Below are 20,306 nucleotides of genomic sequence, written 5' to 3' on the forward strand. Positions count from 1 at the left end.
ATTTTATCTGGTGGTATGTTTTACGGTCTGAAGCATTAAGATATGGTCACTGTTGCGTAAACTTGTTGTTTTTATTTTTCTCAAAGAGGATTTTTTCATGACAAAGACAGCCGTTGCATTAGCGACCACAGGCCGAAGGCAGCGGGGCCTGCGGATCGCTCTCTACCTGAAATTTCCAGTCGTAATACGTTTTTGCTTTGGCAAACTGTTTTGGATCGTGACGAAAGCCGACTTTTTTCCGTGGCGTACCCTTTCCGAGACTGCGCACGCCAATCCAGCGCCCCTGAGGATCGAGGATCATCCCCCAGTTTTTACTCCCGGTTAGCGGGTCGGCGTAGTGCTGGCGCAGGTGATAAAGCGGTTTTCGCCCGCGTTTATCAATAAGCAGCTGTTCGAAACGCACGGGAAAACAGCCATCACCGTTGCCGCGGTAGGCCTGTATCGCCGCGCGGATTTGTTCGCCGCGAAATAAAAGCTCAGCCTCCTGCTGCGCCTGATAACGCATCTGCACCTCATCGCGGCTTTTCAGCAGCGACAACGCCAGCGTGGAGAGCGCAATTAGCAGCAGCAGATAGGTAAAACCTCCCTGTTGTTTAATCGAACGCATCGCGATGATCCTGACCGGGTTTAGGTGGCGTCTCGACGTCAATAATTTGCCCTTCGTCATCGGTCTTCGCCTCCCAGATATCGCGGCGGTTGGTGATGGGATCCAGCGGCATCTGGCGCAGATAACCGGCCTCGATCAGATCCTCCAGGCTGTACGGCCCCGCCAGGCGATCGCGGCGGTAGTGATCGATCGCGCTGCGCAGCGCATGCAGGTTATGCTCGCGCACCACCTCTTTGGCTCTGTCCGCGTGCTGGAAAAAACGTGGAGCGACCAGGGTCATCAATGTCGCGATGATCGCCATCACCACCAGCAGCTCGATGAGCGTAAAACCTTTTTCACCATTGCGCATAGGGCACTCCATTCAGACCGCTGGCCGTACTGGTACTACTGACATCAAACACGTCTTTCCCTCCGCCGCTGAAATCGCCGGGTGGCTGCGTGGATGCGCGTAACCGCCAGGTCTCTTCATCATTTTTTCCCTCGCAATCGCACATCGGATCGCGCGGTATATGGCGCAGGAAGTAGATCATCGCACCAGTGGGCGATGTCTTATCCCGGACACCTTCCACCAGGCTTTTTAGTGTCGGCGGATATCCCGATTCGCTGGTTTTTTTCTCAATGATGCCGTCCACGCTTGCCTGGTGATAACGGTCAATGGCATCGCGTAGCGTGCGCAGCGACTCACGTAACTGCGTCTCCTGCTGCCGCTGATGGTAGTTACGCATCAGCGGCGCAGCGGCAGCGGCAAGCGTGGCGAGTAGCGCCAGCGTGACGATCATTTCAATCAAGGTAAAACCGCACTGGCGCTGCATTACGATGCTCCGTTTTCCGTCTCTGACTCATCGAGGATCGGTGGCGGCAGCGTGGCCGCCCGGTCAGGGAAATGGGCCGGCGGCGCTAGCGCCGGTGCGGTAAACCCGCTCCCCGGCTCGTCGCGCTGCAGGTCGCGCAGTTGAATGCTGTCGCCCGTTAAATCGTCGCTGCCCATCTCAATGGTACTGACGTGGCTTCCCGGTAAATCGAGGTTGCGCTCAATGGTCGGCGTAATTAACAGCACCACCTCCGTGCGCTCTTTGTTGTCGGAATTGCTGCTAAACAGGCGGCCCAGCCCCGGGATGTCACTTAATAACGGCGTTCCTTTTTGGGTCGTGGTTTCATCCTGCTTGATCAGCCCTGCCAGCATCTGGGTCTCGCCGTTCATACTGCTGAGCGTGGTATTGGCTTCGCGTTTCGTGGTGCGGTAATACTTTGCTCCGTTCTCACCGGGTTCTTCGGCGCCCAGGGCACTGAGCGTGAACTTCACCTCCATTGAGATATTGTCATCCATACTGACTTCCGGGGTGACTTCCAGCTTCAGGCCGACGTCCTGATAATCCACTTTCTGTTGCGAAATCCCGTCATTGACGGTTGTGGTCAGTACCGGGATCGTTTGACCAATATCAACCAGCGCTTTTTTATTGTTTTTCACCCGGATCCGCGGGTTGGCCAGCACTCTGGCGTTGCTCAACACCTTTTTCATGTCAATGGTCATATTGTCGATATCGACCATGATATTTTTGGCGCTCAGGTCGCCCAGCGGGATCCCGCTTCCCTTTAAATCACCTTCTTTACTTTTCGCAAAACCCGCACTGATGGTTTGCGGCAGCTTCACGCCAAGCGCTTCGAGATCGTTGGTGTTTACTTCCAGCACTTCAACGGCCAGCGTGACCTCCGCTTCAGGCCGGTCGAGCGTCACTAACAGGCGCTCCGCTTTTTCCACGTTCTCTTTTGGCCCGCGCAGGGTGACGGAATTGGTTCGCTCATCAACGTGCACATCCTTCAGCTTGACCATATTGCGCAGGGCGACGTTGACCTCTTTTGCTTTCGCATAACCCAGGAAGATGGTTTTGACGACCACGTCGCGATAGATCTTCTCTTTTTGCGCGGTGGCGGGGTAGATCAGCAACGTATTGCTGTTCAGCACCTTCTTCCGCAGGTTATTCGACAACAGCAGCACGTTGATAGCATCTTCCGCAGTGGTGCGTTTGGCTATCAGGCTGCCGGTAGTGCTGGAGGAAATATCTTTGTCAAAGATGATATTGACCCCGGTCATCTGGCTGATGGTGTTAAAGATGGCCATCAGGCTGTGCTCGCGAAAATTAAGCGCTATCGTTTTTTGCAGTTCCCGGTTCAGACGCTGCTCCGGCTGGTTGATCCGCGACACCTCACGCATCAGGTGATCGCGCAGCGCGCGCGCCTGGGGCCAGTTGGGATCTTCTTCCAGTACCTGCTGGATTTTGTGCAGCGCGCGTGCCGGGTCGCGGGTGCTGTTAGCCACCGCCTCCTTATACAATGCGTCCAGCGCTCTACGGGCATCGAGTTTGCGTAAGCCCTGCAGGGCGCGCAGGTTGCCGGGCTCATAGGTAAGCGCATCGCGCCACATTTGCGTCGCCAGGGTGTAATTGTTCTGACGCACCGCGAGATCGGCGTTTTTCAGATAGTCATTTACCAGCTTTTTGCTGATGTCAGCCTGCTCGGCGCGAAGCGCAATATCCTGTGGGCTGGCGATGCGCTGTTGATCTATCTCCTTAAGCCGCTTAACCAGCACTTGCGGCGAGGCGGTCACGGATCCCGGGACCGGAGGCGCCGCACGTTGTGCACAGCCGCTCAGTAGCGCGCATGACAACAAAAAAGTGAGAGCAATAGTTTTTTTCATGATTAATGTGTCGGTTCCGATTGCAGCTCATCCAGTTCCAGCCGCTGCTGGCTATGGGTGGGCTGCCATTCAAACAGGAGGTGGTCGTTCGCCACCGCTTTTAAAATCCAGTTGTTGACCGGCGAACTGCCGATCCAGATCCTGCCGTCCGCCCTGCAGCGCTCGCAGACCGGCCAGGTCTCTTTGCCATCCGTCAGCACAACGATCCTCTGACGGTTTTCCCACCAGGCACCGAGGAGCTGAAGCGGTAGCGGCGGTGCGGTTGGTGTCGCCTCTTCAGGCCGATCGTTTTCCGGCGGCTGTTCTGCTGCGTCTTGCGACCTGCTATGTGGCGTTGAAAAGAGATCGATGCGCGTTGCGTGAGCCGTCTCCGGCTTTGCTGGCGCGGGGCGCGGGCGTGAGACCGGCTGCGCCTCAAGCTGCGCTTGCGATATCTCGTCATCGGCAAACTGGCTCCAGAAAACAGCACCGGCGGTCAGCACCAGCGCCAGCTGTAAATAGCGCGGCAGTTTCATGGCGACTCCTTCAACAGGTGAAGCTGCACGGTGGCGCTGAGCTGGCTTTCCGATGGCCCGGCGCGCCGCAGGCTTAGCTGCTCAATGCGTAACGGCAAAGTGCGGCTTAGCGTTTCCAGGGCGTCCATCAGCGGCAGATATTCACCGCGCAGCGGAATATCCAGCCGTAGCGCGGTTTTGCCGTCGTCGTTTTCCAGCTGATAGCGGCTGGCGTCGACCTTCATCCCTCGGCTCCTGAACTGCTCAAAAATGAGCCTGACCTGCTGATATTCTCCGAGGCTGATGCGGCTTTGCAGTTCCGGCTGCTGTTTATCCAGCGGCAGCGCGGTTTGTAGCTGCGCCTGGATCCGGGCAAGGTTCTCCTGCAAATGGATGGTGTGCGGCCGCACGCCGCCAAGCCATAACAGCAGCAGTCCTGCGGGCAGCCCGGCGAGCACGAGCGGAACCGTTCCTATGCGCCCGGCAAATAACGCCGCCTGCCAGCGCAGCACGGCGGGTTTATTCTGAAGCCGCATGGTGCGCCTCCGTCGTCACCTTGACGTCGAGTACCGCGTTAATCGGCCAGGCAGGATCGCCCTGCGCCGACTGGCGATGGTTTTCAAGCACCACATGCGCCGGCAACTGCTGTAGCCGCTCGCTAAAGGCGAGCAGGGCGTCAAGATTGCTTGCATTCACCGTAAGCCGCGCATCGCCTTTACTGGCAATGACGTCAATGCTCAGGAGCGCAATATCAGGCGTCAGTACGCTGCCGATGTTGTCCAGCAGCTTGATGGCAGGCGGGACGGCCTGCAGTTGCTGAGCCTGGCGCAACCGGCGCTGCTCCGCTTCACGCAGCTTGCGCAGCACCTGCTGCCGTTGGGCGAGCTGCTGCTGTACCTGCGATGTCTCCAGCTCAAGGCGCTGGTGCTCAAACAGGCCATATATCACGGCACCGGTGAGCGGTAAGCAGAGGAGTCCGGTTAACAGCAGCGTGCGTGCGGCCCATGGGGAACTACGCGTAAACAGCGGCGTCATGAGGACTCTCCTGTAGCGGGACTTCCTGGTGATGCTCACCGTCGGTATGAATGACGTAGCCAGGACAGTCCTGCATTCCGCTTAGCCGGGCGATAACCCGCAGCTGGGCGTCCATCTCCTGCTGTGGCAGGGTGAGTGTCCAGACGTCGCGCCAGCTGTGGTGCTGACGGCTGGCAATCCGGCTATGGTGGGGACTCATCGCCACAAACAGGCCGTTTTCCGGCAGGGCGCGGGCGAAGTGGCTTAACAGCTTTTGAAACGGCGTGACAACCCCGCGAAAACGCAGCCGCTCCCGACGCGCCAGCGCGCCAAGCAGATGCCAGCAAGGTTGCTTCAGGCACGCGGCCAGCGCCGACTGCTGCCAGTTCAGGGTCTCGAAGCGGACCAGCCAGTCGACGGGCGGACTCGCGCGATGAACCGCCTGCTGACGGGCGAGCTGGAGCAGCTCCTGCGGTGTGGTCACGCCGTCATGCCAGGGCTGGATTAAAAACGTCAGATCGTCGGTATCGAGGTGAAACTCCACCGCGTCACGCCACGGTAAGACGGAAGGGCGCAGGCGCAGCAGCGTTTCGAGCGCGGCTTCAAGAGGCTCATCTGGCCGGCGTTCATGGGTGGCGAGAACCACGTTGTTGCGGCGCAACCGCACGGCATGAGGCCAGATGTCGCACTGCCAGATGTTAGTGAGTGATAACACGGTTCACCTCCTCCCAGGTGGTTTTGCCTTCGACCACGGCGCGCAGCGCGATGGTCGAGAGCGGAACAAAACCGTCATTCAGCGCCACTTCCTTTAGCTTGCGCCGGGGCGATCGCGCCAGCATTGCCTCTTTCATCGCATCGCTGAAATGCAGCACTTCCGCCAGCGCCAGCCTGCCGCGAAAACCGCTGTCGCGGCAGGTATCGCAGCCTCGCCCTCGACGCCAGCGGGGCGTGAGCTGCTGCAGCGGTCCGGATTGCCACGCCGCGAGAAGGTCATCTGTGGGTGTGGTGTCATCAATACAGTCCGGGCAAATCTGGCGCACCAGCCGTTGCGCCACGACGCCGTTAAGGGCGGTGATCAGGCTGGCGGGCTCCACCTGCATATATAAAAAACGTTCCAGTACGCTAAAGACGTCATTGGCGTGAACCGAGGAGAGCACCACGTGGCCGGTGAGCGCCGCCTGCACGGCAATGCCGGCGGTTTCACCGTCGCGGATCTCACCCACCAGGATGATGTCCGGGTCGTGACGCAAAATGGCGCGCAGGCCGCGGGCGAAGGTGAGCCCTTTTTTATCGTTGACCGGAATTTGCAGTACGCTGTTGAGCTGGTACTCCACGGGATCTTCAATGGTGATAATTTTGCATTCACCGCTGTTGAGTTCGCTGAGTGCTGAATAGAGGGTGGTGGATTTCCCGCTCCCCGTTGGCCCGGTGACGAGCACCATACCGTGGGGCAGATGGGTTAACTGGCGAATCGCGCCCAGCGTGTGCTCATCAAAGCCGAGCGTCTCCAGGCGCAGGTTTTGATCGTGAGATTTATCCAGCACGCGCAGTACGGCATCCTCGCCATAGACGCCCGGCATGATGGACACGCGAAAATCGACGGGACGCTGGAGAATCAACGCCTTAAAGCGCCCGTCCTGTGGCGTGCGTCGTTCGGAAATGTCCATGCAGCTTAATACTTTGAGACGGGAGATCACCTGCTCCGCCTGCTGAAGCCCGGCGCAGTGGCGAATGCTGTGCAGAACGCCATCGATGCGGTACTTCACCATCAACCCATCCGCGACGGCGCAAAGATGAATATCGCTGGCGCGGCTCTGCAGGGCATCAAACAGCGTGGCGTTAACCAGCTTAATGACGGCGTGGGGTTCACTGGCGATGGCCGATGGGGTGATCTCCAGCCACCGGGCCTCTTTATTCTCTTCACTCTGCTGCTGCTCCAGCTGATCGAGCGTGCGCTGCTGTTTTGCCAGTTCATCAAGGCGGGCATTAAGCTGAGAGAGCGGGGCGAGCGCGGGGAGCGCATTCACGTTATAGGCCCACTGGCGCAGCGCCAGTGAAAACGGATCGCCCAGCGCAACGTGGAGCTGACCGTTAACGCGCAGCGGCAATGCTCGCTGGCTGAGCGATTCGGTCAGCGGCACGGCTTCGAAATCCTCTTCGCTGTCGGCGAGCTGTGTGGGTGAGAGCGGCGTGAGCCCCAGGGAACCGGCGGCTTCTTCTAACGCGCCGGGGAAACTGTCCAGCAGTTCCGCCAGCGCCTGACAGCGCTGCTCGTCTGGCAGGTCGAAAAGGGGTTCTACAGACGGTGAGTGAGACATTATTGCAATCCTCCTGCCAGTTCAAAAATGGGCATGTACAGTAAAAACACGACGAGCCCAACGATGCCGCCAACGACCATCATCAGAATCGGTTCAAAAATTTTGCTAAAGGTTTCAATCGAGCGTTCCAGCGATTCGTCATAAAAAGCGGCGATCCGCTCGCACATGGCAGGCAGTTCGCCGCTGCGCTCGCCGACCTGCAGCAGGCGGCTGGCGACAGGGGTCGTCATCTGTTGCGCTTCCAGCATGCGGGAGAGCGACTCGCCAGCGGCGACGTCGCGGATAACCTGTTCAACCTGCTGACGATGCGTGGCGGGCAGGATTTCCCGGCTCAGCATTAACGCATCTGGCGCGGGAAGGCCGCCCTGTAACAGCAGGCCCAGCGTGCGGTAAAAACGCACCAGCACAGAAAGCTGGTGCTGCTGGCGTAAGGCGGGAATGCGCAGCAACAAACCGAGCGCACGCTGGCGCAGGCGCGGGCTGCGCACCGCCATCACGATGCCTGCAACCGCTGCCGCGCAACCGGCCAGCAGCAGCGAGCCATGGGTTTGCGTCAGGCGTCCCCACCAGAGGATAAGCTGTGCGCTGGCGGACGGGTTCTTCATCCCGTCAAACACCACGGAAAAACGCGGAATAATAAAGCCGAGCAGAAAGAACAGAATTATCCCGCCGGCGGCAATGACAATCGTCGGATAGAGCAGGGTTGATTTAATCCGCTTGCGCAGAATTTCCATTCTTGATTCGTAAAACTGAAAACGCTTTAGCGCTTCGGGTAAGTGTCCGGTTTGCTCAGAAGAGGCAACGGTGTTAATCAGCAGAGGCGGAAACAGTGCTGGTAGCGCCATCATCGCCTGGGAGAGTTGCGCTCCTTCGTAGAGCTTTTTAACCAGCGTATCCAGAACCAGCGAGGTGCCACCGTCGCGGCTGCTTTCGCGCAGCGCTTCGACGGCCTCGACCACGACCAGCCCGGCTTCCAGCAGAGCGATAAGCTCCTGCAAGAACAGATTCAGTGGAAAGCGTTTCTCCTTGCGGGCGGGGCGTTCCTGTACCTGCAAAACGATGCCGCCGCAGGCAATAATTCGGGCGCTGGCATCATCAGGCGACGCGGCAAGTACGGTCTGACTGACGCGTTTCCCCCCTGGAGGATGGTGACGGTATATGGTTTCATTTTTGCGACAGTGTATGGCTCTGCCTTTTAAGGCGGGCATAATGCGGAGCCACTTTTCTTATGTATTGTTGACGAAGCGCGCGGCGCTGGGGGGTATTTGCCGTTCCGGCGTTATACGCCCCCACCGCGTCCCAGGTATAACCAAAGCGCTGGATTTGACCTGCCAGGATCCAGGCGCCGGTCATGACACTTTGGCAAGGGTCGGTTAGCAGATCTTTTTGACTAATACGAAATTTACGCAGCGCATCGAAGTGAATGCTATTGATCTGCATCAGACCGACATCCATTGAGCCATCACGATTTTTGTTGATGGCCCGGGTATTACCGTTGGATTCCACTATCGCTATCGCCTGTAATAGCTCTGGCTCAATGCCGTAACGTTCTCCCGCCAGCTGCCAGCAATCGGCCCGGCAGGAAAATACGCTGAAGATAAACAGCGAATATATGGACAGGCGCAGCATAGTCAGAACCCGTAAGTGACAGGCTTACCGTCTTTACCGCCGGAGGTTATTTCGACTTCATTAATGGCGTCTTTTGTCCGGGCGGGGTTATGCCACTGGTACGGATTGCCCCAGGGGTCTAACGGCACATGCTGGCTAAGATAAGGGCCATTCCAGTTTTGCGCGTTGGAAGGCTTTTCAGTCAGCGCTTTCAGACCTTGTGTTTCAGTTGGATAACTGCCGGTATCGAGGCGATATTGCCCGAGTGCCTCAGCAAGCGAGCGCATCTGGCGCATGGCGGTTTTCTCCTTAGCCGAGTCGACATTTGAGAAGACTTTTGGCCCGACAAATCCTGCCAGCAGCGCAATAATCATCAGCACGACCAGCAGTTCAAGCAGGGTAAAACCACCCTGTTTTCGCATCACGTTTGTTGCATATTTCATTGAGAGCGTCCCTAGTTGGATAATAGTTGTGATTAATTCCTGAATTTTCCCTGATAAAAGAGCGGGAACACAGGTATGCCATCTTTTTTAATTGGTGAAGATGGGAAAAATAAATAAAGAAGCGTCTTACAGGATGCGAGAATTCTCCCGCGCTGTCGTTGAAGTATTTATTATAAATGCGAGAGATATTTCTTATTTAACGCGGAGGGTTTCCTGATTCACCACTCTATTATCCCCAACGATCTCGGCGCTAAAAAAAAAGACAATTTGCGAGGTAATCCACAGGACTATCATCACAAAGCAATAAGGAACTTTGATGAAAAAACTTACATTATCTCTGTTAATTGGTAGCGCACTAATGGCGCAGTCGGCTTTCGCGGCGCAGGCACCGCGAGCGGTCACCTATCTGACCTCCTGGGGCGTTCCGGTCGAGTCCGTTGAGGATATGAAAGAGGTGAAAGCGGATACGTTCCTGCTTTCATTTGGTGGCTGGGATGCAAGCGGTAAGCTGTCCAGTTCCGATAATATTGTTGCAGTACCACAATATGATCCCTGGTACATTAATGCGCCAGCCTATGTCGTGTGGAGCCAGCTGAAGCTGGCGCACCCGGAGAAAAAAATGATGCTGGCGCTCGGCGGCGAGACGTATTCCGCGATGTGGTCTTATCTGAATAACGCGCAAACGCGAGAAACGCTGGCGCAGAATCTGGTGAATCTGCTGAATACCAACTTCCCGGTATATAAAAAGAACCTGAAGCCGGAAGAGATGGTTGGGGAATGCCTGAGCGCCGACTGGCAAGGCAAATGTAATATGGCGAACTACCAGAAGGCGGGTACCGTTCAGCTTGACGGCATCGATTTTGACTTTGAAAAGCCCGATCGCGTCACGCCAGAGGAAAACGCAAACCTGCTGGATCTGGCTGAACGGGTTCGTAGCAAGCTCAATGCGTCCGGCAGCAAAAAGCTGCTGAGCCTGACCACCTATCACGTTGGTGCTGACCCGGAGAACTGCACCAACAGCGCGGTAACCGAGAATTGTTCCTTCGTTGAGGCGGCTCGCTCTTCACACCATGGCGAAGTTCTGCCGCTGCTGACGCAGGGGAAAAACGTTTTCGATTTCTTCAACGTCATGGCCTATGACGCCGGCCCACGCTTTAAGTATGACGTGGCGATGGCTAACTACGCCCGGGCGGTGGGTGATAAGAGCAAAATCGTTCTCGGTCAGACCATCAACTCCCAGTGGGGGCCAGAAGGTCGCTTTGTTGAGAACCGACAGAACAACGTAAACCGTGCGGGCTGGCAGGCGGAAAACGGCTATGGTGGGTTCTTTATCTGGACGTTGGGTTCAAACGATCAGCAGCTGTCCATCCCGCAGCAGGTTGACTATTTCAATGAAATGAAAGAGCGCGCGGACCTGATGTCGCCTGAACGCCCGCAGGATACCGTCGCGCCAACTGCGCCAGCAGGACTGAAGGTGCTGAACAATGGCTTGACTATCACCCTTGCCTGGCAGCCCTCCACCGATGACCGTGGCGTAGTGGGATATGACATCTACCGTAATGACATCAAAGTCGGGTCTTCAACGGACACCCAGTGGACCGATAATGCAGTAGAGACCGGCGGTGTGGTGTACCACTACAGCGTGAAAGCACGTGATGCAGCGAACAATATCTCTGAAAGCAGCAACGTGGTTAAGGTAGAAACCGTACAGGTCGAAGAGGGACGTCCTGACGCGCCAGGCGGCCTGGCCCTGGTTTCTTCGACGGAAAACAGCCTGACGGTGAAATGGAATGCGGTAGACAACGCGGTGAAATACCACGTACTACGCGATGGGGCGGAGTTACTCACCGTAAGCGGAACGCAGATCTTCGACAGCGGCCTGCGCGCGGGAACAACCTACAGCTACCAGGTGATCGCCGAAAATGCCAAAGGTCATCAGTCTCTCGCCAGTACACCGCTTAAAGCCACGACGAAAGAGGGGTCTGTGACGCCTGAGCCGGAAGGCGAGTGGAAAGTCGGTACGCGCTATAAGACTGGAGAAATTGTCACGTATAACGGCACACAGTATCGCTGCGTGCAGGGGCACACGTCTCAGTCCGACTGGGCGCCGACTGCGGCTGCGACGCTTTGGCAGCCTGTACCTTAATCTTTCGCGGCCCTCGCAAGGGGGCCATTTTCAGGCGTAAGCGCGCCTTATTTATTACTTTTTGTTAACTTATTGTTATCATTTATAGTGCAAAAAATTAACAATGGCACTATTGTAGTGCAATATTTGCACTGGTTTTGTGCGTTTCATGTTCTTTTCTGGCCTTTATCGTCTCAGGATGCCGCTTGCATCTGTAACAATACGTTGCTGTAACCCCTTCATTTACTACCGCTTTTTAAAATCTCTTTTGAACCATTAAAAAATTGGTTCGTTTATTGCTTAATCATTAGCACGATAAGTAGCACGCCATATCAATAACTTATCGTTCATAAAAAGAAAATAATGATGATAGTGAGCGAACCAATATGGAAAAACCGTCACGGTTTCTGGCCAATTCCAGCACCGCGCTTGAGCAACTGCGCGGGCTAATCAACCAGCATGAGTCAACACCAGGCACTCCGCTGCCCACGGAACGTGAGCTGTCGGAAACACTCGGCGTAGGACGACGCGAAGTGCGTCGCGCGCTGGACGTGCTGGAAGAAGAAGGGCGGATCTGGCGTAAACAGGGCAAAGGCACCTTTATTGGTCCGGCTGCCCCTGTTGAACCGCTGGCCCTTCAGGGATTGGTTCAGCAGACCAATCTGCTGGAAGTGATGGAAGCTCGTATACAGATCGAACCCGGCTTAGCCCGGCTTGCGGCACTGCGTGCCACCAGGGAAAACCTCGCGCTCATGCAGCGCATGCTGGAACGCATCGACAAGGTCAGCCCGGATGACCGCGATCTCAATGAACTCTGGGATAGCGCCTTTCACCGCGCCATTGCCGAGGCGGCGGGCAATCGCCTGATGCTCGGCCTGTTTGACGCCATTGACGCCGTGCGGCGCGAACCCGGCTGGCAGCATCTGCGTGAATTAGCCCGCACGCCCGAACGTGTCGACAGCTACAACGACCACCATCACAAGATCATGTCCGCGATTATCCATCGCCAGCCTAATGAAGCAGCGGCCGCCATGCGCGAACACCTGCTCAGCCTGCAAAACGCCCTGATTCAGGCGATCCACCTTGAGGACGATTTCACGCTATGACGACGATCCCGTTTAAGGACTCCACGCCTGTACTCCGGCTGAATAATCTCAACGTTAAGTTTTCCGGCTCGCCGGTCAGCGTCCTGGACGGCATTTCCCTGACGGTCAAAGCGGGCGAAACGCTGGCGCTGGTGGGGGAGTCCGGCTGCGGGAAAAGTATCACCTCACTGGCGCTGATGGGTTTACTGCCCGCCAGCGCGCAGATTGTCAGCGGCGAGATGCAGTTTCGCCGCCACGACCTGCGCAAGCTTTCGCCGCGGGAGTATGCCGACCTGCGCGGGAGCGAGTTGGCGATGATTTTCCAGGAGCCGATGACCTCGCTCAATCCGGCCTTCACGTTAGGCGATCAGCTCAGTGAAGCGGTCATGCGTCACCAGAACGTTACTCGCCCGGAGGCGATGAAGGTCGCGCTGCAGATCCTTGAAAAGGTGCAGATCCCGGCGGCGGAGATGCGCCTCAAGGCGTATCCGCACCAGCTTTCCGGCGGCATGCGCCAGCGCGTGATGATCGCCATGGCCCTGATCAACCACCCTAAACTGCTGATTGCCGACGAACCCACCACCGCGCTCGACGTCACCATCCAGGCGCAAATCCTGACCCTGCTGAACACCCTAAAAGAGGAAACCGGCACGGCGGTGCTGATGATCACCCACGATTTAGGCGTGGTGGCTGAAGTGGCCCAGCAGGTGGCGGTAATGTACGCCGGGCAGGTGGTGGAGCAGGGGAGCGTTGAGGCAATATTCGCTGACCCGCAGCACCCGTACACCATCGGCCTGATGGGCTCGATCCCTTCGCTGGGCGCACGCAAAGGCCAGCTCTCTACCATTCCCGGAACGGTCCCGCTCCCGGAATCCATGCCGCAAGGCTGCCGTTTCGCGACGCGCTGCCCGTTTGCGCAGTCGCGCTGTCATGATGAAAAACCGCAGCTCACCACGCTCGGCGCGGGCCATCAGGTCGCCTGCTTCCGCGTGCCGCTCGAACACCACATTGCCCTGGGAGAGACCGCATGACCACGCCCATTCTTGAAGCCCGGGACCTCAGCAAGCTTTTCCCCGGTCCGAAAAAACTCTTTTCCCCGGCCCGGTTTGTCACAGCGGTCGATCGCGTTTCGCTTGCCGTGATGCCGGGCGAAACGCTGGCGATTGTCGGCGAGTCCGGCTCCGGGAAATCCACCCTCGGCCGTCTGCTGCTGCGTCTGCTGGCCGCCAGCGAAGGACGCGTGTTTTATCAGGGGGAGGAGATTACCCACGCCACAGGCGCCCGTCTGAACCAGCTCCGGCGCGAGCTGCAGATTATTTTTCAGGATCCTTTTGCCTCGCTGAACCCGCGCATGACGGTGGAGCAGATCGTCGGTGAGCCGCTGTGGCTGCACCAGAACATGAAGAAAGCGGATCGTCAGTACCGCGTCGCGGAGCTGCTCAAGACCGTTGGCCTGCCTGCCGCCTGGGCCGGGCGCTATCCGCACGAGTTTTCCGGCGGGCAGCGCCAGCGTATCGGCATTGCCCGCGCGCTGGCTTCGGGGCCAAAGCTGCTGCTGGGCGACGAGCCGGTTTCCGCGCTGGATGTGTCGGTGCAGGCGCAGGTGGTTAATTTGCTGGAGAGCCTGAAGCACCAGCTGGGGCTGACGATGGTGATCGTCGCCCACGGTCTGGCGGTGATCCGCCACATGAGCGACCGCGTGGCGGTGATGTACCTTGGGCAAATCGTTGAGCTTGCCACCGTCGACGAGATCTTTGACGCACCGCTGCACCCTTACACCCAGGCGCTGATCGCCTCGGCGCCGCAGATGCAGCCGGGTGTTGAGCGCGACGCGCCGCTGCTGCAGGGGGATCTGCCGAACCCGGCGAACCCGCCGTCGGGCTGTCGCTTCCACACCCGCTGCCCGTACGTCACCGACGAATGCCGCCAGGTCGAGCCGATTAATCAGGTGCTCGACGGCGGGCGTCAGGTTGCCTGCCACCGCTGGCAGGAAATTAACCGCGATCGCAGCGTTATCCAGATCGCACCGCCATCCGCAGCCTTTCTGCGCCGCCGCGCGCTGTTTGAACACGCGGCCACTCACTCCTCCCTTCCTTCAAGGAACTCCTGATAATGACAATGCGTAATTCTCTTTTGACCGTACTGGGAAGTGTTATGTTGCTTGGCGCGGCGCTGCCCGCCCATTCTGAAAGCGTGCTGCGAATCGGCCTGGGAGCAGACCCGGACATGCTCGACCCGCACCTGGCGCGCACCTACTATGGCCGCTTCGTGTTTGCCTCCCTGTGCGACAGGCTGGTGGACGTCGACGAGCATCTGAAGGTCGTGCCAGGTCTCGCGAAATCGTGGGCCTGGAGCGCCGACGGCAAAACGCTGACCATGGATCTGCGCGAAGGCGTGACTTTCCATGACGGAGAGAAATTCGATGCCGCCGCCGCGAAATACAACCTCGACCGCGCCCTGACCCTCAAAGGCTCCCTGCGGAAAAGCGAGATCTCCTCCGTGGAATCGGTAGAGGTCACCGGCCCGATGCAGATAGCGCTGCACCTGAAAACGCCGGACGCCGCGCTGCTGATGCAGCTTACCGACCGTGCGGGCGCGATGATGGCACCCGAGGCCGCGAAAAAGCCTGACTTTGCCGCCCATCCGGTCTGTTCCGGCCCGTACAAGTTCGACAGCCGCGTGTCGCAGGACCGCATCGTTCTGACCCGCTTCGACAACTACTGGAACAAAGGCGCCTACCACTTCGACAAAATTATCTATCTGCCGATCCCGGATGCCTCCGTGCGTCTGGCGAACCTGCGCGCGGGCGATCTTGATCTGACCGAAGGCATCGCCGCCAGCGACGTCAAAACCGTCGAAGCCGACAGCAAGCTGGCGCTGGCGAAGGTCACCGGCCTGGGCTATCAGGGGATCACCTTCAATATTAACAACGGCAAGGTCCCGGCGAACGATCCGTTCAAAGATGCCCGCGTGCGCGAGGCGTTTTCTCAGGCCATCGACCGCGATGCGTTAAACCAGGTGGTCTTCGAAGGCCTCTACACCCCGGCAAACCAGGCGTTTTCGACGGTGAGCCCGTATCACGTGAATCTGCCGGTTCCGCCGCGCGACGTTGATAAAGCCAAAGCACTGCTCAAAGCGGCAGGCGTCACCGCGCCGCTGACCGTCAACCTGCTGGTGCCGAACAACCCAACCTCGCAGCAGGTGGGTCAGGTATTGCAGGCAATGGTCGCCGAGGCCGGCTTCACGCTGAACCTGCAGATGACCGAATTTGCCACGCTGCTGGATCGCCAGCAGAGCGGTGATTATCAGCTGAGCTTCTCCGGCTGGTCGGGTCGCCCGGATCCGGACGGCAGCATCTACGGCTTTATCCACAGCAATGGCACGCTTAACGACGGCCGTTACAGCAACGCGCAGGTCGATGAGTGGCTGACGCAGGCGCGCCAGAGCACCGACCAGGCCGCACGCCAGCCGCTGTATGACAAGGTGGTGAAGCAGCTGCAAACCGACATGCCGATTGCCTATCTCTACTTCGAGCCGCGCATTTTTGGCCTGAACAAGCGCGTGCAGGGCTTTAAGCCTTACCCGGACGGCATTGTGCGTCTGGCGGGTTTGACGCTGGCGAAATAAACGTCCTGAGGAGAACCCATGCTGGAACTGATTTGCAAACGTCTGCTGCTGGCCGTCCCGACGCTATTGCTGGTGAGCATGATGGTGTTCGGGCTGCAAAAGCTTCTGCCCGGCGACCCGCTGATTGCGATGGCCGGTGAGGAACGCGATCCGGCGGTGATCGCCCAGCTGCGCGCGGAGCTGAACCTGGATGCGCCGATCCCGGTTCAGTATTTCCACTGGCTGACGCGGGCGCTGCAGGGCGATCTGGGCGTCTCCTTGCGTACGCACGAGCCGGTGACCGAGCTTATCGCCAGCAAGCTGCCGGTTACGCTGGAGCTGTCGCTGCTGGCGATGATTATTGCGCTGGTGTTTGGCATCAGCATGGGGATCCTTGCGGCGGTGAACAAAAACAGCTGGGTCGATCACGGGGCGAACTTCGTGGCGATCTCGGGGATCTCTATTCCCCACTTCTGGCTGGGGATCCTGCTGATTCTGGTCTTCTCGGTGAACCTGCAGTGGCTGCCCGCGTCCGGCTACGTGCCGTTCAGTGAAGATCCGCTTCAGAACCTGCGCACGCTGCTGCTGCCCGCGTCCGTGCTCGGAACCGGGCTGGCGGCGACGCTGATGCGCCACACCCGCGCCTCGATGATCGCGGTACTGAAGGCGGATTATATCCGTACCGCACGGGCCAAGGGGCTGCTGCCGAAGGCGGTCATTCTAAAGCACGCGTTTCGCAACGCACTGGTACCGGTGATCACCCTCACCACGCTGCTGTTTGGCGAGCTGCTGGGCGGCGCGGTGCTGACCGAGCAGGTGTTCACCATCCCGGGCTTCGGCAAGATGATCGTCGACTCGGTGTTCAACCGTGACTACGCGGTGGTGCAGGGCGTGGTGCTGATCGTGGCGATCGGCTTCCTGCTGCTCAACCTGCTGGCCGACGTGCTTTACGTCCTTATCAACCCGAAAATGCGAGGTTAACGATGGCGGAACTGACGACGCAAACCGTAGCCCCCGCGCTGCCGCGCGCGCAGAACCGGGTGCTGAAGAAATTCCTTGCCAATAAAAGCGCGGTGATTGGCGCGCTTGTGGTGGGTTTCTTTGTGCTGGTGGCGCTGCTGGCGCCGTGGATCGCCCCGTTTGACCCGGTTAAAGCCAACTTCCTCGCGGTGCGCAAAGCGCCGTCAGCTATGTACTGGTTCGGCACCGACGAGCTGGGGCGCGACATTTTGTCCCGCATTATCTGGGGAGCGCGAACCTCGCTGATGGCGGGCTGTATGTCGGTGGTTATCGCGGTGGTCATCGGCGTGCCGCTGGGGCTGGTGGCGGGCTACTTCCAGAAGATGTGGGACGGCGTCATCTCGCGCTTTATCGAGGCGCTGCTGGCCTGTCCGTTCCTGATCATGGCGATCGCGCTGGGGGCATTTTTAGGCCCGAGCCTGACCAACGCGATGATCGCCATCGGTCTTTCGGCGATGCCGATCTTCGCCCGCCTGACGCGCGGGCAGGTGATCGCCATTCGCAACGAAGAGTACATCGACGGCGCGCGGGCGATTGGCCTGCCGGATCGCTGGATCATCATTAAATACGTTCTGCCAAACGTGATGTCGCCGATCCTGGTTCAGGCCACGCTGGCCATTGCCTCGGCGATTATTGCCGAAGCCAGCCTGTCGTTTTTAGGGCTGGGGCAGCAGCCGCCCAATCCATCCTGGGGGTCCATGCTCAATACCGCGAAAGGTTTCCTTGAGCAGGCGCCGTGGATGTCCGTTTTCCCCGGCGTGGCGATTTTCCTTGCCGTGCAGGGCTTTAATTTACTTGGCGACGGGCTGCGCGATGCGCTCGATCCGCGCCACGACTAAGGAGTCATGATGACCAAAGCGCTTGATTTTACGTCCGGTTACGCTTCACGCCGCCCGCCGATGATGGGCCACAACGCCGTTGCCACTTCGCAGCCGCTGGCGGCGCAGGCGGGAATGAAAATGCTGCAGCTGGGTGGTAATGCCGTCGATGCGGCCATTGCCACCGCCATGGCGCTGACCGTTGTCGAGCCGACCGGCAACGGCATCGGCAGCGACGCCTTTGCCATCGTCTGGGACGGTGAAAAACTTCACGGCCTGAACGCGTCCGGGCGCTCGCCGGCCAGCTGGCATGCGGATCTGTTTGCCGGTGAAAGCGCAGTGCCGGAAATCGGCTGGGACGCGGTGACGGTGCCGGGTGCGGTGTCGGGCTGGGTGGCCCTGGCGGAACGCTTCGGCACGCTGCCGCTGACCACGCTGGCGCAGCCTGCGATTGACTACGCGCGCAACGGCTTCCCGGTCTCGCCGCTGATTGGTCATCTCTGGCAGCGCGGCTATAACAAGCTGAAAGATCAGCCGGGCTTTAGCGCCTGCTTTGCGCCGGAAGGCCGCGCCCCGCGCGTGGGGGAGATCTTCCGTAACCCGGCGCAGGCTCATTCGCTGGAGCTGATTGCCAAAACCAACGGTGAAGCCTTTTACCGCGGCGAGCTGGCGCAGAAAATCGCCGTCTTCGCCCAGGAGCACGGCGCGCACCTGTCAGCGGAAGATCTGGCAAACCATCGCGTGGACTGGGTTGAACTGCTGTCGCGCGACTTCGCGGGCGGCTCGGTACAGGAGCTGCCGCCAAACGGGCAGGGGATCGCCACGCTGATTGCGCTCGGTATTCTGGAGCAGTGCGGCATTGAGAAACATCATCCGGACTCCGTGCAGTCTCTGCACTTATCCATTGAAGCCATGAAGCTGGCGCTGGCGGATCTCGACCGCTACGTGGCGGATGAAGAACATATGGAGTTCGCAGCAAAAGAGCTGCTGAGCGACCACTATCTGAAGTCGCGTGCGGCGCTTATCGATCGCGATAACGCCTCTGACTTTGTGTACGGATCACCGACGCAGAGCGGCACGGTCTACATCAGCACCGCGGACGCCAGCGGGATGATGGTTTCGTTTATCCAGTCCAACTTTATGGGATTCGGTTCAGGCATTGTGGTGCCGGATACCGGAATCAGCCTGCAAAACCGCGGCTGCGGCTTTGTGCTCGATCCCAAACACCCGAACGCGCTGGCGGGCAGCAAGCGTCCTTTCCACACCATCATTCCGGGCTTTGCGATGGACGGCAACGGCAAGCCGCTGATGTCCTTCGGCGTGATGGGCGGCCCGATGCAGGCGCAGGGGCATATGCAGATGGCGCTTCGCATCATGCTGCACGGGCAAAACCCGCAGGCGGCCATCGACGCGCCGCGCTGGCGCGTGGTGCAGGGCAGGGAGGTGATCGTTGAATCGACGTTCGATCGCAACACCATTGCCGCGCTGCGCGAGCGCGGGCATCAGATCGTGGTGGAAGATCCGCTCCAGGATTACAACTTCGGCGGTGCGCAGGTGATCTATCGTATGCCGGAAGGGCACTACGTGGCCGCGACGGAAAGCCGCAAGGACGGGCAGGCGTTAGTGAGTTAAAAGAAGCGAGCAACATTGGTAGGCCGGGTAAGGCGTAGCCGCCACCCGGCATTTTTTCACCCGATGCTAAACGGATCCGCATCCTGCCACGCCGGGAACTTCTCCCGATACTCCTTCAGCGCCGTCAACGACAGCTCCGCATCAATGCGCGTCGCCTGATGCGGCTCGGCGGTGGCAATAATCTCGCCCTGCGGGTTCACCACCCGGCTGTCGCCGCGGTAGTGGTGGCCGTTGCCGTCCGTCCCCACGCGGTTACAGCCCACCACGTACGCCTGGTTCTCAATCGCGCGAGCCACCAGCAGCGCCTGCCAGTGCAGCGAGCGCGGCGCGGGCCAGTTGGCGACGTACAGCGCCAGGTCGTAATCGTTGCGGTTGCGCGACCATACCGGGAAGCGCAGGTCGTAGCAGACCAGCGGCAGGATGCGCCAGCCGCGCCACTCGAACACCACGCGTTCGTTACCGGCTTCATAATGATGATGTTCATCGGCCATGCGGAACAGGTGGCGTTTATCGTAAAAATGCACCTTTCCTTCCGGCTCAACCAGCAGGAAGCGGTTCACCGGGCCGCGTTCCGTCTGCAGTGCGGCGCTCCCGGCGATCAGCGCGTTGGTTTGCTGCGCTTTGGCATGCATCCAGGCGACCACCTCTTCCTGGGGCATCGACTGTTTCGCCGCTTCCATCGCGAAGCCGGTGGTAAACATCTCCGGCAGGACAATCACATCTCGCCCGGTAATCTCTTCCAGTTGACGATCAAAGTGGCGCAGGTTGGCAGGGCCATCCATCCACACTAAAGGCTGCTGCAAAATCGAAATCTTCAAACCAGGCACGATACAGACTCCTC

The 20,306-nt window shown here is 58.9% G+C and carries 21 protein-coding genes; 8 read left to right on the top strand and 13 right to left on the bottom strand.

Going from position 1 to position 20,306, the window contains the following annotated elements; all coding sequences use genetic code 11:
* Positions 1–118: 118 nt before the first annotated feature.
* Genes ACMGGH_RS09930 through gspG form a run of 12 tightly spaced genes read right to left on the bottom strand, consistent with a single transcriptional unit; the run spans position 119 to position 9,179 of the window.
* The gene (locus tag ACMGGH_RS09930) at positions 119–607 is read right to left on the bottom strand and encodes a type II secretion system protein (protein ID WP_155026603.1); all 489 of its coding nucleotides are present in this window, start codon (positions 605–607) and stop codon (positions 119–121) included.
* Positions 594–956 (bottom strand): type II secretion system protein, encoded by a 363-nt coding sequence (locus ACMGGH_RS09935; protein ID WP_080339181.1) that lies wholly within the window; start codon positions 954–956, stop codon positions 594–596. The genes ACMGGH_RS09930 and ACMGGH_RS09935 overlap by 14 nt, the downstream gene beginning before the upstream one ends.
* Positions 943–1,419, bottom strand: a complete 477-nt coding sequence (locus ACMGGH_RS09940; RefSeq protein WP_232948719.1) for a type II secretion system protein — start codon at positions 1,417–1,419, stop codon at positions 943–945. Before ACMGGH_RS09940 ends, ACMGGH_RS09935 begins: the two co-directional genes overlap by 14 nt.
* On the bottom strand, positions 1,419–3,302 hold the full coding sequence (locus ACMGGH_RS09945; protein ID WP_269835805.1) for a secretin N-terminal domain-containing protein: 1,884 nt from the start codon (positions 3,300–3,302) through the stop codon (positions 1,419–1,421). The genes ACMGGH_RS09940 and ACMGGH_RS09945 overlap by 1 nt, the downstream gene beginning before the upstream one ends.
* Positions 3,303–3,304: 2 nt before the next feature.
* Entirely contained in the window at positions 3,305–3,817 is a 513-nt protein-coding gene (locus ACMGGH_RS09950) for a hypothetical protein (protein ID WP_232948721.1), read from the bottom strand.
* A complete protein-coding gene (locus tag ACMGGH_RS09955) occupies positions 3,814–4,332 on the bottom strand; it encodes a hypothetical protein (protein WP_232948722.1) in 519 nt (172 codons plus the stop codon). Before ACMGGH_RS09955 ends, ACMGGH_RS09950 begins: the two co-directional genes overlap by 4 nt.
* Positions 4,316–4,831, bottom strand: a complete 516-nt coding sequence (locus ACMGGH_RS09960) for a hypothetical protein (RefSeq protein WP_232948723.1) — start codon at positions 4,829–4,831, stop codon at positions 4,316–4,318. The genes ACMGGH_RS09955 and ACMGGH_RS09960 overlap by 17 nt, the downstream gene beginning before the upstream one ends.
* Positions 4,809–5,525 (bottom strand): hypothetical protein, encoded by a 717-nt coding sequence (locus ACMGGH_RS09965; RefSeq protein WP_232948724.1) that lies wholly within the window; start codon positions 5,523–5,525, stop codon positions 4,809–4,811. The genes ACMGGH_RS09960 and ACMGGH_RS09965 overlap by 23 nt, the downstream gene beginning before the upstream one ends.
* The gene (locus tag ACMGGH_RS09970; RefSeq protein ID WP_053087960.1) at positions 5,509–7,128 is read right to left on the bottom strand and encodes a GspE/PulE family protein; all 1,620 of its coding nucleotides are present in this window, start codon (positions 7,126–7,128) and stop codon (positions 5,509–5,511) included. The genes ACMGGH_RS09965 and ACMGGH_RS09970 overlap by 17 nt, the downstream gene beginning before the upstream one ends.
* Entirely contained in the window at positions 7,128–8,336 is a 1,209-nt protein-coding gene (locus tag ACMGGH_RS09975; RefSeq protein ID WP_420299116.1) for a type II secretion system F family protein, read from the bottom strand. The genes ACMGGH_RS09970 and ACMGGH_RS09975 overlap by 1 nt, the downstream gene beginning before the upstream one ends.
* The gene (locus ACMGGH_RS09980) at positions 8,293–8,757 is read right to left on the bottom strand and encodes a lytic transglycosylase domain-containing protein (RefSeq protein ID WP_232948726.1); all 465 of its coding nucleotides are present in this window, start codon (positions 8,755–8,757) and stop codon (positions 8,293–8,295) included. Before ACMGGH_RS09980 ends, ACMGGH_RS09975 begins: the two co-directional genes overlap by 44 nt.
* Positions 8,758–8,759: 2 nt before the next feature.
* On the bottom strand, positions 8,760–9,179 hold the full coding sequence (gene gspG / locus ACMGGH_RS09985) for a type II secretion system major pseudopilin GspG (RefSeq protein WP_045630682.1): 420 nt from the start codon (positions 9,177–9,179) through the stop codon (positions 8,760–8,762).
* A 316-nt stretch (positions 9,180–9,495) separates the two neighbouring features.
* Here gspG and ACMGGH_RS09990 point away from each other — a divergent pair, with 316 nt between their 5' ends.
* The 8 genes from ACMGGH_RS09990 to ACMGGH_RS10025 all read left to right on the top strand — a co-directional run bounded on the left by ACMGGH_RS09990 (position 9,496) and on the right by ACMGGH_RS10025 (position 19,465).
* Positions 9,496–11,325, top strand: coding sequence for a glycosyl hydrolase family 18 protein (locus ACMGGH_RS09990; protein ID WP_048960608.1), 1,830 nt, complete (start codon positions 9,496–9,498; stop codon positions 11,323–11,325).
* Positions 11,326–11,690: 365 nt separating this feature from the next.
* Positions 11,691–12,410, top strand: coding sequence for a FadR/GntR family transcriptional regulator (locus ACMGGH_RS09995; RefSeq protein WP_028012064.1), 720 nt, complete (start codon positions 11,691–11,693; stop codon positions 12,408–12,410).
* A complete protein-coding gene (locus ACMGGH_RS10000) occupies positions 12,407–13,420 on the top strand; it encodes an ABC transporter ATP-binding protein (protein WP_045630680.1) in 1,014 nt (337 codons plus the stop codon). The genes ACMGGH_RS09995 and ACMGGH_RS10000 overlap by 4 nt, the downstream gene beginning before the upstream one ends.
* The gene (locus ACMGGH_RS10005; RefSeq protein WP_049137444.1) at positions 13,417–14,499 is read left to right on the top strand and encodes an ABC transporter ATP-binding protein; all 1,083 of its coding nucleotides are present in this window, start codon (positions 13,417–13,419) and stop codon (positions 14,497–14,499) included. Before ACMGGH_RS10000 ends, ACMGGH_RS10005 begins: the two co-directional genes overlap by 4 nt.
* Before the next feature lie 2 nt (positions 14,500–14,501).
* Complete coding sequence (locus ACMGGH_RS10010; RefSeq protein WP_028012067.1) at positions 14,502–16,016, top strand: ABC transporter substrate-binding protein; 1,515 nt, start codon at positions 14,502–14,504, stop codon at positions 16,014–16,016.
* Positions 16,017–16,034: 18 nt separating this feature from the next.
* Positions 16,035–16,976: an ABC transporter permease gene (locus ACMGGH_RS10015; RefSeq protein ID WP_028012068.1), complete on the top strand. Its 942-nt coding sequence runs from the start codon at positions 16,035–16,037 to the stop codon at positions 16,974–16,976.
* Positions 16,977–16,978: 2 nt separating this feature from the next.
* Positions 16,979–17,854, top strand: coding sequence for an ABC transporter permease (locus ACMGGH_RS10020; RefSeq protein WP_028012069.1), 876 nt, complete (start codon positions 16,979–16,981; stop codon positions 17,852–17,854).
* Positions 17,855–17,863: 9 nt separating this feature from the next.
* Positions 17,864–19,465, top strand: coding sequence for a gamma-glutamyltransferase family protein (locus tag ACMGGH_RS10025; protein ID WP_232948816.1), 1,602 nt, complete (start codon positions 17,864–17,866; stop codon positions 19,463–19,465).
* Between the two features lie 56 nt (positions 19,466–19,521).
* Here ACMGGH_RS10025 and ACMGGH_RS10030 read toward each other — a convergent pair whose 3' ends face one another.
* Positions 19,522–20,292 carry an amidohydrolase gene (locus tag ACMGGH_RS10030; RefSeq protein ID WP_041911141.1) on the bottom strand — a complete coding sequence of 257 codons (771 nt, stop codon included), beginning with the start codon at positions 20,290–20,292 and terminating at the stop codon, positions 19,522–19,524.
* Between the last annotated feature and the right edge of the window lie 14 nt (positions 20,293–20,306).

It is taken from the genome of Enterobacter sp. BNK-16 (assembly GCF_048684955.1).
Lineage (GTDB): Bacteria > Pseudomonadota > Gammaproteobacteria > Enterobacterales > Enterobacteriaceae > Enterobacter > Enterobacter bugandensis.